General features: G+C 72.1%; 10 protein-coding genes and 1 pseudogene. All 11 read left to right on the forward strand.

Annotated elements, in window-relative coordinates; translation table 11 throughout:
* Positions 1-140 precede the first annotated feature (140 nt).
* Positions 141-4,130, forward strand: coding sequence for a type VII secretion protein EccC (locus G443_RS18735; protein WP_026419494.1), 3,990 nt, complete (start codon positions 141-143; stop codon positions 4,128-4,130).
* 369 nt (positions 4,131-4,499) lie between these two features.
* Positions 4,500-5,408: pseudogene (locus G443_RS25565) on the forward strand (Hsp70 family protein); the annotation flags it as partial.
* Positions 5,409-5,746: 338 nt separating this feature from the next.
* Positions 5,747-6,307, forward strand: coding sequence for a type VII secretion-associated protein (locus G443_RS25570; protein ID WP_253860244.1), 561 nt, complete (start codon positions 5,747-5,749; stop codon positions 6,305-6,307).
* Positions 6,308-6,372: 65 nt separating this feature from the next.
* Positions 6,373-6,750, forward strand: a complete 378-nt coding sequence (locus G443_RS18755) for a hypothetical protein (RefSeq protein WP_026419492.1) — start codon at positions 6,373-6,375, stop codon at positions 6,748-6,750.
* A 134-nt stretch (positions 6,751-6,884) separates the two neighbouring features.
* Entirely contained in the window at positions 6,885-7,196 is a 312-nt protein-coding gene (locus G443_RS18760; protein ID WP_035273667.1) for a WXG100 family type VII secretion target, read from the forward strand.
* 71 nt (positions 7,197-7,267) lie between these two features.
* Complete coding sequence (locus tag G443_RS18765; protein WP_026419491.1) at positions 7,268-7,555, forward strand: WXG100 family type VII secretion target; 288 nt, start codon at positions 7,268-7,270, stop codon at positions 7,553-7,555.
* Positions 7,556-8,238: 683 nt separating this feature from the next.
* Entirely contained in the window at positions 8,239-8,682 is a 444-nt protein-coding gene (rplM, locus tag G443_RS18770; RefSeq protein WP_026419490.1) for a 50S ribosomal protein L13, read from the forward strand.
* A 95-nt stretch (positions 8,683-8,777) separates the two neighbouring features.
* On the forward strand, positions 8,778-9,221 hold the full coding sequence (gene rpsI / locus G443_RS18775) for a 30S ribosomal protein S9 (RefSeq protein ID WP_372493019.1): 444 nt from the start codon (positions 8,778-8,780) through the stop codon (positions 9,219-9,221).
* A gap of 180 nt (positions 9,222-9,401) precedes the next feature.
* The gene (glmM, locus tag G443_RS18780) at positions 9,402-10,739 is read left to right on the forward strand and encodes a phosphoglucosamine mutase (RefSeq protein WP_026419488.1); all 1,338 of its coding nucleotides are present in this window, start codon (positions 9,402-9,404) and stop codon (positions 10,737-10,739) included.
* A gap of 583 nt (positions 10,740-11,322) precedes the next feature.
* Positions 11,323-11,637: a hypothetical protein gene (locus G443_RS18785; protein WP_155886199.1), complete on the forward strand. Its 315-nt coding sequence runs from the start codon at positions 11,323-11,325 to the stop codon at positions 11,635-11,637.
* The gene (locus G443_RS18790; RefSeq protein WP_026419486.1) at positions 11,634-14,840 is read left to right on the forward strand and encodes a WXG100 family type VII secretion target; all 3,207 of its coding nucleotides are present in this window, start codon (positions 11,634-11,636) and stop codon (positions 14,838-14,840) included. Before G443_RS18785 ends, G443_RS18790 begins: the two co-directional genes overlap by 4 nt.
* The last annotated feature ends 11 nt before the right edge of the window (positions 14,841-14,851 follow it).

Below are 14,851 nucleotides of genomic sequence, written 5' to 3' on the forward strand. Positions count from 1 at the left end.
TAACCGAACCAGAACGTCGGCCGGAATGCCTCGGGAACGGGAAAATCAGCGGACTCCCCCGGACCCGAGCGTGAACCGCCACCGCGTCGCCGACGTCCGCCGACCGTCCCGTGATGTCGAGTGCGAGAGGTGCCTGTTCGGTGAGCACGCTGAAGTTCAAGCGGTCGCCGCGGCTGTCCGCCCCCCGGCCGCCCGGTGGTGAGGTGCATCTCGAACCACCGCCCGAGGTGCCGAGGCCGATACCCGGCAACATCATCCAGAAGCTGCTTCCGGTGATCATGATCGTGGCGTCGATCGGGATGATGGCGCTGATGTTCACCATGCGCCGCAACCCGATGATGCTCATGTTCGGCGGCATGTTCCTCATCTCGACCATCGGGATGATGGTCGGCGGTGGTGGCAAGGGCAACGCCCAGAAGAAGGCCGAGATGGACGAGGACCGCAAGGACTACCTGCGGTACCTCGGCCAGATGCGGGACCGGGCGCGCGAGGCCGTCGCCGAGCAGCGGGCCTCCCGCGAGTGGCACCACCCGGACCCGCAGGCGTTGTGGTCGATGGCCACCAGCCGCCGCATGTGGGAACGGCGGCAGAACGACTCCGACTTCTGCCACCTCCGGGTGGGCCGGGGTTCGCAGCGGCTCGACACCAGGTTGGTCCCGCCGCAGACCGGGCCGGTCGACGAGCTGGAGCCGTTGACCACCCTCGCGCTCCGCCGGTTCGTCCGGGCGCACTCGATCGTGCCCGACCTGCCCATCGTGATCGCGCTGCGGGGCTTCGCCGCGGTGGGGATCGAGGGGGAGGCCAAGCACGGCCGGGCGTTGGCACGGGCGATGATCTCCCAGCTCGCCACCTTCCACACCCCCGAGGACGTGCTCATCGCCGTCGTCACCTCGGGCCGGGCGAAGCAGGAGTGGGAGTGGGCCAAGTGGCTGCCCCACGTCCAGCACCCCACGATCAACGACGGCATCGGCTCGCTGCGGATGATGGCCGGCTCCCTCGGCCAGGTCGAGTCGTTCCTCGCCGACCACCTGCGGGACCGGCAGCGGTTCAGCCGGAACGCGCCGCCGCAGCCGGACCAGCCGCACATCGTCATCGTCATCGACGAGGGCGAGGTCACCCGTGAGGAGTACATCCTCATGGAGGAGGGGCTGATGGGCGTCACGCTCCTCGACCTCTCCAACTCCCTGGGCAAACTCACCGCGCGGCGGGGACTCCGCCTCGTCGTCGACGAGAAGCGGGTCGGCGCGCGGAGCGCGAGCGGGGTGGAGTGGTTCGGCTCGCCGGACGACCTGAGCCTCGCCGAGGCGGAGGCCCTGTCCCGCAAGCTGTCCCCCTACCGGCTCGGCGCGGCCTCGCAGGAGCAGAGCGAGGAGGAGCCGCTGCTGTCCAACCCGGGCGTGCTGGAGATGGCCGGTATCGCCGGCGACGAGATGACCTTCGACGTCCAGGAGGCCTGGCGACCCCGTCCCGTCCGCGACCGCTACAAGGTCGCCTTCGGTGTCGGGGAGCATGGCCAGCTCGTCGAGCTGGACATCAAGGAGGCCGCCGTCGGCGGGATGGGCCCGCACGGGCTGTGCATCGGCGCGACCGGGTCCGGGAAGTCGGAGTTCCTGCGGACCCTGGTGCTCGGCCTGCTGGCCACGCACTCGTCGACCGCGTTGAACATGATCCTCGTCGACTTCAAGGGCGGCGCGACGTTCCTCGGCCTGGACAAGGCCCCCCACGTCGCCGCGACGATCACCAACCTCTCCGGTGACCTCACGCTGGTGGACCGGATGAAGGACGCCATCTCCGGCGAGGTGTCCCGGCGGCAGGAGATCCTGGCCAAGGGGAACTTCAAGAACGTCTGGGACTACCAGAAGGCGCGGGAGAACGGGGCCGACCTCGACCCGCTCCCGGCGTTGTTCATCTGCATCGACGAGTTCTCCGAGATGCTGACCGCCAAACCGGACTTCATCGACATCTTCCTCCAGATCGGCCGGGTGGGCCGTTCGTTGCAGATCCACATGCTGCTGGCCTCGCAGCGGCTGGAGGAGGGCAAACTGCGCGGACTGGACACCTTCCTGTCCTACCGGATCGGTCTGAAGACGTTCTCCGCCTCGGAGTCCCGGGCTGCGATCGGCGTGCCCGACGCCTACGAGCTGCCGCCCGTGCCCGGCTCCGGGTACCTGAAGTTCGACACCACGAGCCTGGTCCGGTTCAAGGCCTCCTACGTCTCCGGCCCGTACCGGCCGGCCGGTGTCCAGGTCGGACCGACCTCGGCCCCGGTCACCGCCGACCGGCGGCCGAAGCTGTTCGTCCCGGACTACGTCGAGATCCCGAAGGAACCGGAGAAACCGGCCCAACCGGCTCCGGCCCAGAAGAAGAAGGAGGAGGAGGCCAACGAGCCCAGCGAGCTGGACGTGCTGATCAGCCGGCTCGTCGGCCAGGGGCCGCCCGCGCACGAGGTGTGGCTGCCGCCGCTGCGGGAGTCCTCCCCGCTCGACCTGCTCATGCCGCCGCTGGCGCCCGCCGAGGACCGGGGGCTCTCCCCAGCCGGCTTCTTCGCCAACGGTCGGCTCCAGGTGCCCATCGGCCTCGTCGACAAGCCCTTCGAACAGCGCAGGGACCTCCTCTGGGCGGACCTCGCCGGCGCGAAGGGGCATGCCGCGGTCGTGGGTGGCCCGCAGACCGGCAAGTCGATGGCGCTGCGGACGCTGATCATGTCGATGGCGTTGACCCACACCCCGGAGGAGGCCAACTTCTACTGCCTCGACTTCGGTGGTGGCACGTTGCAGAGCCTCTCCGGGCTGCCCCACGTCGGCGCGGTGGCGGCCAGGCGCGATCCCGACACCGTTCGACGGACCATCGCCGAGATCAGCGGGCTGATCGCGCAGCGGGAGGCCCTGTTCGGCAGGTTGGGTGTCGACTCGATGGCCGACTACCGGGTGCGCAAGCGCCGGGGCGAGGCCAAGGAGGACCCCTTCGGCGACGTCTTCCTGGTCATCGACGGCTGGCTCAACTTCAAGACGGAGTTCGAGCCGATGGAGAAGCAGGTCCAGAACCTCGCCGGGCAGGGCCTGAGCTACGGCGTGCACCTGGTGCTGACCGCCAACCGGTGGGCCGAGATCCGACCCGCGCTCAAGGACCTGCTCGGGACGCGGTTCGAACTCCGGCTCGGTGACCCGACGGAGTCCGAGGTGGACCGGCGGGTCGCGGTGAACGTGCCCCAGGGCGCGCCTGGGCGGGGCCTGTCCCCGGAGAAGCTGCACTTCCTCATCGGCCTCCCCAGGATCGACGGTTCGTCGAACTCGGAGGACATCGCCAACGGAGTGGGCGACGCGGTGGCGAAGGTGTCGGGCGCCTGGCGCGGCCCGCACGCACCCAAGGTGCGGTTGCTCCCGGAGCGGCTGCCGATCGAGCAGATGCCCCGGCTGGAGATGCCGGCCGGCAAGAAACTGGTCCCCATCGGCGTCGACGAGAACGAGCTCGCACCGGTCGCGTTGGACTTCGACTCCGATCCGCACTTCATGGCCTTCGGCGAGCGCGAGTCGGGCAAGACCAACCTGCTGCGCACGATCATCGAGGGCATCACGAAGGTCTACACGCCGCGTGAGGCGCTGATCCTGCTGGTCGACTACCGGCGCACGATGCTCGGTTTCCTCCAGACACCGCACCTGCTGGAGTACGCGGTGTCGGCGAACCAGCTGAAGGGCTACGTCGGCGACATCAAGAACTCGCTGGCCAAGCGGATGCCCGGCCCGAACGTGACGCAGGAGGAACTGCGGAACCGGTCCTGGTGGAAGGGACCCGACCTGTTCGTCATCGTCGACGACTACGAGTTGGTGGCCCCGCAGGGGGCGAACCCCCTCCAGCCGCTCGCCGAGTTCATCCCCCAGGCCAAGGACGTCGGTCTGCACGTGATCACCGCCAGGAACATCGCCGGCGGCTCGCGGTCCTCCTTCGAGCCGGTGATCGGCAAGATGAAGGAGGTGTCGACGCCGGGCATCATCATGAGCGGGCCCAAGGAGGAGGCGAACATCCTCGGCAACATCAAGCCGACCGCGATGCCACCTGGTCGGGGCACCGTCGTCAGCCGGCGGGTCGGCCAGCAGCTGATGCAGATCGCGTGGCTGGAGCCGAACTTCTGACGAATCGTCACGGCTCCTCGTCGAGCGGGGGAGGGGGCTGTCGAGTGGGACGGCCCCCTCCCGCGCGTCCGGGCGCGCCCCTCGCCGTGCGGTCACCGCGTCGGACCGGGACCAGCGGTGTCGCGGGCTCCCCCGGAACGGTGGCTACCCTGACTGCCAAGAAGGTCGGGAGGCGGTCGGTATCGCCTGTCGTGGCCGGGTGCCCCGGACCGACGGGTGGGCCGGTGCCGGCGGCCGGCGGGGTCCGGTTTGAGGGGCGTTGACGTGAGCTTGCGCGTGGCGGTCGACTTCGGGACGTCCAGCACCTGCGTGGTCGCCTCGGTCGACGGGCGTGAGCCGCAGGTCGTCGTGGTCGACGGACAGCCCCTGATGCCCTCCGCCGTCTTCGCGGCCGAGGACGGGACCCTCTTCGTGGGCGCCGAGGCGGAGCGGCAGGCCGCGATCGACCCCGCCCGCTACGAGCCTTACCCGAAACGGCGGGTCGACGAGGGCGAGCTGCTGCTCGGCACCACGGTGCTGCCGGTGTCGAACGTGGTCCACGCCGTCCTCCGACGGGCGGTGGACGAGGCCAGGCACCTCGCGGACCGCGCCGTCGTCGACCTCCTCGTGCTCACCCACCCCGCCGAATGGGGCGCGACGCGAACCCGGCTGCTGCGGCAGGCCGCGCACGGCCTGGCCCGCGAGTTCGTCCTGGTGCCCGAACCGGTGGCGGCGGCGGTCTTCCACAGCACCCTCCAGGCGGAGCAGGCGGCGGCGGACGGACCCGCCGAACCGGTCGCGGTCCTCGACCTCGGTGGGGGGACGGTCGACGTCAGCGTGGTCCGCCGCGCCGGAACGGGTTTCGAGGTGCTGGCGACGCGCGGCAACCCCGGATTCGGCGGTGCCGACATCGACCAGGCGCTGCTCGACCACGTGGGTGGAACCGCCTCGGCGGTCGACCCGGCCGGGTGGCAGGAGTTGACCGGAGGACGTGACCTCCCCGACCGCCGCCGTCGACGGGTGCTGTTCCAGGACGTGCGGGGCGCCAAGGAGACGTTGTCCCGCCACAGCTACACCGACATCCCGCTCCCGCCGCCGTTCGCCGACGCGCTCGTCACCAGGAGCGACCTGGAGGCGCTCATCCACGACAGGATCGCGGAGGCGGCGGACCTGGTGGGCCGGGCGGCCCGGGACGCCGGAGTGGAGCCTGGCCGACTCGGCGCCGTCTTCCTGGTCGGCGGTTCGAGCCGCATCCCGCTCGTGGCGCGACTGGTGCACGAGCGGGTGGGAGTGGTGCCCACCACCCTCGACCAGCCCGAGACTGTGGTGGCGAGGGGCGCCCTGCGGGCGGTGGCCCTCGACCCGGAGCGGACCAGCGGGGTCGCCGCCGTCCGGGCACCCTCGGGAACCCCGGCCCGGGGGCTCCGGGGTCCGGTCGCGGCACCCGTGCCTCCGGCGGTCCGCTCGGGGAGCGGCACGCCTCCACCGGGTTTCCCGCCCGCCGGGCCCCCGTCGCGGCGCCCCCGGGGCACTACGGCCCGCCCGGCCCCGCCCCGCTCGCCGGCGGTCCGTTCCCGCCGCGTGGTGGCGGTCCGGTGGTCGGCCCCCCACCCCATCCCGCGCACGGTCCGCCGCCGGTGGGGAAGGGTCGCGGGCGGCGGGACCAACGCCGGTGGTGGCTCCTCGGCGGTGCTCTCGTCGCTGCCCTCGCGGTCGCGGCGGCGCTGGTGGTCTTCGTCCTCCCCCGGAGCGACCGGGAGATCGCGCTCTACGACTACCGCTTCGCCTACCCGGCCGACTGGGAGCAGAGCGGCGGCGACGCCGCCCAGCGCAAGGTCCAGATCAGACCGGAGGGCGCGGCCGAGGACACGGACCTGGTCGTCGTGCAGGAATGGCGGCTGGACTACGACAGCGACGCCGACCGGGAGCGGGCGGCGAGCGAGCTGCGTCAGAGCTACGAGGAGCGGAACGGGTCGGTCGGTGGTTCCACCTTCGCCGGTTTCGACGTGGACGCGGAGTACGCCGGCCGGGACGTCGTCTACTACCGGCAGGACCGGGCGGACGGGCGGACCGTGGACTGGTACCACCTGTTCGACGGCAGGCTCCAGGTCGCGGTCGGCTGCCAGTACACGCCCCAGGGGGCCGAGCGGGTGGCCCAGGCCTGCGAGCGCGTGGTGGACAGCCTCCGGATCGGTTAGCCGGCGGCCCGCTCGGCCGGTGCCCGCGAGCGGCCCGACGATCCGGTGACAAGCGAGGGAGGACCATGAGTCAGGCAGCGGACGTGCTCACCCGTCTCCGGCAGCAGGTGGCCGGAGCGGTGACCAGGGGGGCTCGCGCGGCGGCCGAGGCGAGGGAACGGACGGCGGGTTTCCGCGAGTCGACCCGGGCGCTCGCCGAGCAGGCCCGCGAACGTCCACAGCGGACCGGGCGCGGCGACCTCACCGACGGCGAACTGAGCCGGGAGTCGACGGCCTTCCGCACCGCCGCCGGCCTCCCGGTGGCCGAGTTCCCGTCCGAGGAGGACCCCCGCCCCGCCGGGACGGCGGGCCCCGAGGCGCGGGACGAACCGTTCCCGCGACGGGGGGCCGATGTGGACGACGGCGACGACGAGGACTTTTCGCAACAGCGAATCCTGTGTTGACCTGCGAGAACACGGGGTCGCGTTAACGGCAGCAACTACTTGGGGGAACTTCGGGACAAAGGGGAACCGCTGCTGGCAGGGTTTGCGTCGCATGAACGTTCCATCGGATTGATCCTGAAGGGGGACTCCTCCAGATGAGCAGCTACGAGGTCACGCCGGAAGAGATGGCGCAGGCCGCTCACGACGTCTTCAACACCAACGACGAGATCCAGGGCGTGCTCAGCAGCCTCCAGAGCACCTGCGGCAACGTCGCCGGCTTCTGGTCGGGTGGTGCGGCCACCGCGTTCCAGAACCTCATGGAGCGGCTGGACCAGGGCGGCCAGAAGGTCAACGAGGCGCTGCGGGAGATCGGCGACCAGCTCAAGGGCTCGGGCGAGGAGTACGCGCGCCTGGAAGAGGAAGAGGCCGCCTCGATGAGCTCCATCGACAGCCGCCTGAACTTCTGAGCCGTCACGGCGCTTGAGTTCTTCCGTACCGACGTCTTTTCCCCGACCCGAGAACTGAGAGGGCACTCGCCATGAGCGGGATCAAGGTTACGTTCGCCGAAATCCAGAACGCCTCCGCGGAGGTGACCAGCGCGGGCAACCAGCTCGAGGAGACGCAGAACGCGCTCAAGAGCCGGCTGGCCCCGATCGAGTCGAGCTGGTCCGGTGAGGCCATGGACGCGTGGCACGCGTCGCAGGCCAAGTGGGACCAGGGTGCCGAGGAGATCCGCACCACCATCGCCGCGATCGGCACCGCGCTGAGCCAGGCCGCCGACAACTACCAGGCTGGTGAGAAGGCGAACGCCGCGCGCTTCGCCTGATCGGCCGTCCAGCCGTGTGTGGCCCCGGAGCTCCGGCCCCGGGGCCACGGGTGTGTCCGGGGCGAGGAGGCGGGCCGGGTGCTCGCCGCCGCTCCGCGTGCCGCCTCCCGGCCCGGGCTGGGTCCGCGACCAGGTGCCGTCGGTGGGAGGGACCCGTCCCCCGGCGACCCCGTCGGTGGCGCCTCCGCCCCTCCCGCCGCACCGCGCCGCCGTCGAGGGGGACCGGGCGGCGCCCCCTGCGCGCCGCCCGGTGGGCGGGTGCGCCGATGTGTTCCTCGTCATGCCCCTCCGGAGGGGGTGGGCGTTCGTGCCGCCCCCACCAGCGCCTCGCCGCAGCTCAACGAGCCGAATCCGCCGTGGCCACCCACCCGGGTGAGACACCTCCGCCCGGGGATGCGATGATGTCGGAAGCCAGGTCGCGGAACCCTTCGGCGGTCCTGGCGGGAGTTGCGCGGTGGACCTGCGGATCGGGTCCGCGGCCAGTACCGGGGTCCTGGTGAGGACCCGTTTTGACCCTTCCAGGCAGCGGCGGGTATGTTCTTCCGTTGTTGTGCGGTGTCCGGTGCGGGCTGCTACCCGCGTCCCTCGGTGCAGGACCCTGAATCACGGGCTGACCAGTCGAGGGCGACCGCCGCAGTAACATCCCGCAGCCAACCCGATGCGAACGACGACGAGGTAATCCTGTGCGCACGTACAGCCCGAAGCCCGGCGAGGTGGAGCGCGCCTGGCATGTGATCGATGCCGAGGATGTCGTGCTCGGCAGGCTCGCCACCCAGGCAGCCACCCTGCTGCGCGGCAAGCACAAGCCGATCTACGCCCCGCACATGGACACCGGCGACTTCGTTGTCGTCGTCAACGCCGAGAAGGTGGCGCTGACCGGCCACAAGCGCGACCAGAGCTTCGTGTACCGCCACAGCGGCCACCCTGGTGGTCTGCGCAAGCGCTCCTTCGGCGAGATGCTGGAGAAGCAGCCGGAGCGTCTCCTGGAGAAGTCCATCAAGGGCATGCTCCCGAAGAACCGGTTGGGCCGGGCGATGGCCCGCAAGCTCAAGGTGTACGCGGGCCCGCAGCACCCGCACGCTGCGCAGCAGCCGCAGCCCTTCCAGATCGGCAAGGTGGAGAAGTGACGACGGCGAACGAGCACCCCGAGAACGAGCTGGCCCCGGAGGTCGAGGTCCCGGTCGAGGACCAGGACCAGGACCAGGCTCTGGCTGACTTCGACGTGGCCGTGGACGACGAGCCGGAGGCCTACGACGAGGTGGCTGCTGCGCCGCTCGTGGCTGGCCCGGTGCAGACCGTCGGCCGCCGCAAGGAGGCCGTGGTTCGCGTGCGCCTGGTGCCCGGCACCGGCGGTTTCACCCTCAACGGCAAGAGCCTCGAGCAGTACTTCCCGAACAAGGTCCACCAGCAGATCATCAAGGAACCGCTGGTGACGGCCGACAAGGTCGAGTCCTTCGACATCTTCGGCAACCTGCGTGGCGGTGGCCCCTCCGGCCAGGCCGGGGCGCTGCGCCTCGCCATCGCGCGTGCCCTCGTCGAGGCCGACGCGGACGACCGCCCGGCCCTGAAGAAGGCCGGCTTCCTGACCCGGGACGCCCGGGCCAAGGAGCGGAAGAAGTACGGCCTGAAGAAGGCCCGCAAGGCTCCGCAGTACAGCAAGCGCTGACCTCGACCCGGTCAGCTCAACGCGCGGGAGCGGCTGTGCGTCCTCACACTGAGAACGCCGGCTGCTCCCGTCGCTGTTTCCGGAGGTCCCCCGGCCGACCGGACGCAGGGTCGGCGGAGCTCGGTCCCGTGGCGGGCCGAGGCGCGAGGACGGTCTCAGCAGCAGAAAGGTGCATCGACCATGGGCCGTTTGTTCGGGACCGACGGGCTGCGTGGCCTGGCCAACGCGGAACTCTCCCCGGAGCTGGCCATGTCCTTGGCGGTGGCGGCGGCCGACGTCCTGTTCGAGCAGGCTGAGGGTGCCCGCCCCACGGCGGTGCTGGGTCGTGACCCGAGGGCGAGCGGCGAGATGCTGGAGGCGGCCGTGGCCGCCGGCCTCGCCTCGGCCGGCGCCGACGTGCTGCGGGTCGGTGTCCTGCCCACCCCGGCCGTCGCGCACCTGGTCTCCGACCTGGGCGCCAGCTGCGGGGTGATGATCTCCGCCTCCCACAACCCCATGCCGGACAACGGCATCAAGCTCTTCGCCGCCGGTGGCGCGAAGCTCCCCGACGAGGTCGAGGACCGGATCGCGGCCAGGATGGCGGAGGGCGGCGGTGACCGTCCCGTCGGCGACCGGATCGGTCGGATCCAGGACGTGCCGGGAGCGCTGGACCGCTACCTCGACCACCTGCTGCTGGCCACGCCGCAGCGGCTGGAGGGCCTGCGGGTCGTGGTGGACTGCGCGCACGGTGCCGCCTCCACGGTGGCGCCCGAGGTGTACGAACGGGCCGGCGCCGAGGTGATCGCGGTGAACGCGGACCCCGACGGCCTGAACATCAACGACGGGTGCGGCTCGACCCACATCGAGGTGGTGCGGGACGCCGTGCTCGAGTACGGCGCGGACCTGGGCATCGCCCACGACGGTGACGCCGATCGCTGCCTGGCGGTGGACGCCGACGGCCAGGTCGTCGACGGCGACCAGATCATGGCCATCCTGGCCGTGGCGATGGGCGAGTCCGGTGAGCTCGTCGACAACGTGCTGGTCACGACGGTCATGAGCAACCTCGGCCTGCACCTGGCGATGCGGGAGCAGGGCATCGACGTCCGCACCACGGCCGTCGGCGACCGCTACGTACTGGCCGAGCTGCGGGCGGGCGGCTACGCCCTGGGAGGCGAGCAGTCCGGGCACGTCGTGCTCCCGGCCCACGCGACCACGGGCGACGGTCTGCTGACGGCCCTCCGGCTGATGGCCAGGGTGGTGGCGACCGGACAACCGCTGTCGAAGCTGGCCGGCGTGATGCGTCGGCTGCCCCAGGTGCTGGTCAACGTGCCGGTGGGGGACAAGGCGACCGTCGCGGCCTCCTCCTCCGTCGCCGAGGCCGTCGCCGAGGTCCAGCGCGAGCTCGGCGAGACGGGGCGGGTGCTGCTCCGCCCCTCCGGCACCGAGCAGTTGGTGCGGGTGATGGTGGAGGCACCCAGCCACGAGACCGCCGAGGAGGCGGCCCACCGGCTCGCGGGCGTCGTCGCCGCCGCCGGCTGACTGACCCGGTCCGCCGGGTCCGGCACCGCTGAGTCCGTGCCGGGTCGGACGAGGTGGTCCCCTGCTCGGCCCGAGCACGCCGGCGTGACGAGCCGGTCCCGCGACGGGCGGCCTGAACCTCGGCGCGCCACTCCGGCGGCCGGGTCGCCCCGCCCCCGCGCCCCACCGGACCGAGCGCGGTCGTTCGCTACCGCGAGCCTGGACGCCGTCGGCGCGGGTCGTCCGAGGGAGCGTGCCAGCGCCCGGCAGGCCCTTCGGGCTCCGGATCGACCGGGCCCGGTCGCCGGGCGGCCCTCGTCCACGACGCCACCCCGAGCTGCCACGGGCATTCGCGGCCCTCCGGGCGCCGCTCCGCCTGGCGCGGCGGTCGAGGCGAGCGAACTCCCTGGTGGTGGCCACCGGCGCCGGTGAGGCTCACGCGGTGTTCACACCTGCAAGGAGTAGCGGTAAGTCCACCCTGTGGTGCTGATCGGTCTGACACGATCGGGAACCAGGGAATGTTCACGCGCGTCGCACGTCACGCGGTGGTGCCGGACACCGACAGCGAGGCAGCAGGGGCTCCGGCAGGAGACAGGGGAGGCTGGTGCCAGTGGCCGCGGGCTACGGGACCGATACGGAAGCGATGTCGCGGGCAGCGCGGGGGATCGAGAGCGCGGCTGACGACGCGGAGTCGGTGCTGGAGGACACCGGGCCGGCGCAGGCCAGCGGGTTCGGCGTGGTCCACGTCGACCCGCCGCAACCCTACGCGGAGGGAGTGGGCGTCCTCGCCGAGAGCGGGGCCGCCTTCGTCGGGGTGCTGCGCGCCTTCGCCATGAACATCTCCGCGTCCGCCGAGGGGTACGCCGCCGACGACGCCGCCAACACCTCCACCGTCACCAACGCCGGAGGCAACCTGTGAGCGGGAACCGCGACTGGGCCGAGACCAAGGCCATCCTCGACGACCCCAACGTCGACCACGAGACCAAGCAGCTGCTGCTCCGGTCCTACCGGGACCACGTCGTCTACAACCCCGATGCCGTGAACGTCTGCTACGCCAACGAGTCCGAGGAACTGGCGCAGTACCTCGACGAGTACGACGTCAAGGGCATCGCGTTCGGCCATTACGCGAACGACCTCGACCCGATCATGGAGGAGGCCCGCGCGCAGCGGGACGACCGGGGCTGGCAGGAACAGCAGGCCCGCGAGGCGATCGACGAGGGGCAGCGCGACCTCGACCGGATCACGCCTCCGGGGCAGGCTGGTGGGGTGGACACCTCGGACGAGGTGCTCGACCCCGGTGAGGCCGGCCTCCGCTTCTTCGACACCTTCGGGCAGCTCCTCGCGCAGTGCCCGGCCGACACCATCCCCTACAGCCTGCCGGGCGGGAACCCCTACCCGGAGATCCTGGAGCGCTACCGGGAGCAGAACGGCATCCAGTTCGGCAAGATGCGGGAGGACGCCGAACGGCTCTCGGCGTCCCAGGCGGCGGTGGACGACGCCCTGTCGACCGTGGACCGGAAGTTGGAGACCCTGTTCGGCACCTGGGACGGGGAGGCCGCCGACACCGCTCGCCAGCACCACGCGGACAAGATCAAACCGAACGGCGTCGAGCTGTCCGAGGCGCTCGGCGGAGGCGCCGAGCTGCTGACCACCTCGATGGACACGGTGCACGGCCTGGTCGTCGACAAGGCGCAGTACGCCCTGGACAGCCACACCGACACGATGGGCGCGGCCAGCCCCTGGATGGCCGGCAACGTCATCGCGATCGCGGCGAAGGCAACCAGTGACATCAGCGAGGACGAGGCAAGGGTCATCGCTGGCTGGCTGGACCAGGAGACCGGGTCGAACGTCAGCAGTTACATCGATGGTGGCATCTTCTGCCGGTGGGACGACGAGGCCAGGGAGTACACGCAGCGGGAGTGCCGGCGCTGGATCCGGGAGTCCTTCACCGCCGAGTACGAGACGCTCTACTCGAGCTTCCTGGAGTACTGCGACACGGTCCGGGATTCGGTCGATGACTCCTGGCGGGCCCTGACCGACTACCTGGCCGACTTCGAGAACCCGTTCCAGGACGTCGAGGCCATGCCCTTCACCCCGGACGGCTTCCCCGGCGGGGACGGGACGCCCGGCGACCCGGGAGGGATGCCCGGCGGGATGCCGCCCGGGGGGATGCCGGGCGGCGGGGGCGGCTCGGAGGGCGGCGGCATGCCGCCGATCCCGGAGATGCCCGGTGGTGGCGGAAGCCCACCGGACATGCCCGAGATGCCGGAACCACCGGAGATGCCGGAGATCCCCGAGGTGCCGGAGGACCCGCTGGGTCTGGAGGACGGGGCGCCGGATCCCGAGGACCCGCTGGGTTTCGGGGGCGGCATCTACCCGGAACCGGTGGAGGTGACCCCGGAGGAACCCGGCGGACGCGTCACCCTGCCCGAGCCGAACGAGGGGCTCTCCCTCCAGCCGGGCGAGGACGGCACCGTGCACCTGGAGGTCGAGGGCGAGGACGGGCAGTCCACCGAGTACGTCGTCGACTTCGGGGACGACGGCACGCCCCAGCTCACCCCCCTGCCGGCCGAACTGGGCGATGAGGGTCGTCCCGAGGTCGAGAACCAGCCGTACGGCCCTGGCGGCCCGGGCACGACCCCGCCCGGCCAGCCCATCCCGTTGCGCCCAGGGCCGGACGGGGTGGCGACCATCGAGCACGGGGGCGGCACCGTCACGGTGGAACGGGTCGAGGGCGAGGACGGGCGCTTCGACGTCACGGTGGTGGGGCCCGACGGCTCCCGGGAGTCCTACGCGGTGCACTTCGACCCGAGCTCGTCGGATGGCGGTGCGGGCGGCGGCGCCGCCGGTACCTCCCTGCCGGGAGCACCGTCGCGACCGGGACCCGGTGAGGGCGGGGACGGCTTCCGGACGATGCCGGCGGAGGCGGAGTTCCGGACTCCGGGTGAGCCCGGCGAGGGGATGCGGACGATGCCGGCCGAAGGGGGACTTCGGGCACCGACCGCCGAAACCCTGCCCGCCTCCGCCCCGGGCTTCGGCGGTGCGGGTCAGTGGACCAGCCCCGACTCGGCTCCGGCCGCCGCGGCTCCCTGGGGGCCGGCCGACCAGGGGCACACCGGGGTGGGCACCGGTGCCGTTCCGGGTGCTCCGCCGGCCGGTGGTTTCGTCGGAGGACCGACCCCTGGCGGCCCACCTCCCTCCTTCGGCGGGGTGCCGGGGCACGACCCGTCGATCGGCAACCACCCGACACCGGGCGCGCCGCCCGGGGGCGGCTGGGGGCAGGAACCGGGACGCTTCGGCGGCGGACCCGCCCCCGCTGGCGGTGGTTGGGAGCCGGGCTCGCCGGGCGGCGGTTCCGGGCCGGGCGCGGTCTCCCCGGCGGGAGCCGGCGGCGGTTCCGCTCCCGGCGGCTGGGGACCAGGCCAGTACGGCCCACCGGGTGGCGGGTACGGCCCGCAGGAGGGCTTCGGCCCCGGTTCGGGCCCCGGCGGTCCGGGTGCTCCTGCCGGTGGTCCCCCTTCCGTCAGCCCGCAGGGACTGATGGGCGGGATGAGCGGTGGCCCCGCTGGTGGACCCGACGGGCCGTTCGCCTTCGGCCCCGGTTCGGATGGTGGTCACGGTTCGTGGGGGCCTCAGCCCCACCAGGCCGGCAACCAGCCCTGGCAGGGGCCGGGTTCGGACTCCTGGCAGCACGGGCAGGGCGACCAGTACCGGGGCGGCCTGCCCAACACCTCGACGCCGCAGGCGAGTGGGCCCGCCGGCGCCGGTTTCGCGGCCATGCCGGACGGTGGTCAACCGGGCCAGGCCGGGCAGACCGGCCAGCAGGGCGCGGGCCAGTTCGGCCCACAGGGCCAGCCTGGTTACGGCCAGCAGGCGCACGCCGCTGGCCCCTTCGGGCCGGCGGGCCAGGGCGGTGGCGGAGCCGGCGGCCAGGGCGGCGGGATGGGCATGATGGGCGGCGGCATGATGGGCGGCGGCGGTCAGGGGGGCCAGGGCGGCCAGGACCAGGAACGTGGGCCCAGCCAGTGGCGGGTCCAGCACCAGGACGTTTTCGACGCCAACGAGGCCGCGGAGAAGGCGAGCCGGATGCGGTCGCTGTTCGACGGGGAGGACAAGCGATGAACGACGGGGAC

The organism is Actinoalloteichus caeruleus DSM 43889, assembly GCF_000429185.2.
In the GTDB taxonomy this organism is placed as follows: domain Bacteria; phylum Actinomycetota; class Actinomycetes; order Mycobacteriales; family Pseudonocardiaceae; genus Actinoalloteichus_B; species Actinoalloteichus_B caeruleus.

Excerpts from the sequence above, each read along its gene's own strand:
- G443_RS18755 (WP_026419492.1), top strand. The coding sequence starts at position 6,373 with ATGAGTCAGGCAGCGGACGTGCTCACCCGTCTCCGGCAGCAGGTGGCC.
- G443_RS18760 (WP_035273667.1), top strand. The coding sequence starts at position 6,885 with ATGAGCAGCTACGAGGTCACGCCGGAAGAGATGGCGCAGGCCGCTCAC.
- G443_RS18765 (WP_026419491.1), top strand. The coding sequence starts at position 7,268 with ATGAGCGGGATCAAGGTTACGTTCGCCGAAATCCAGAACGCCTCCGCG.
- glmM (WP_026419488.1), top strand. The coding sequence starts at position 9,402 with ATGGGCCGTTTGTTCGGGACCGACGGGCTGCGTGGCCTGGCCAACGCG.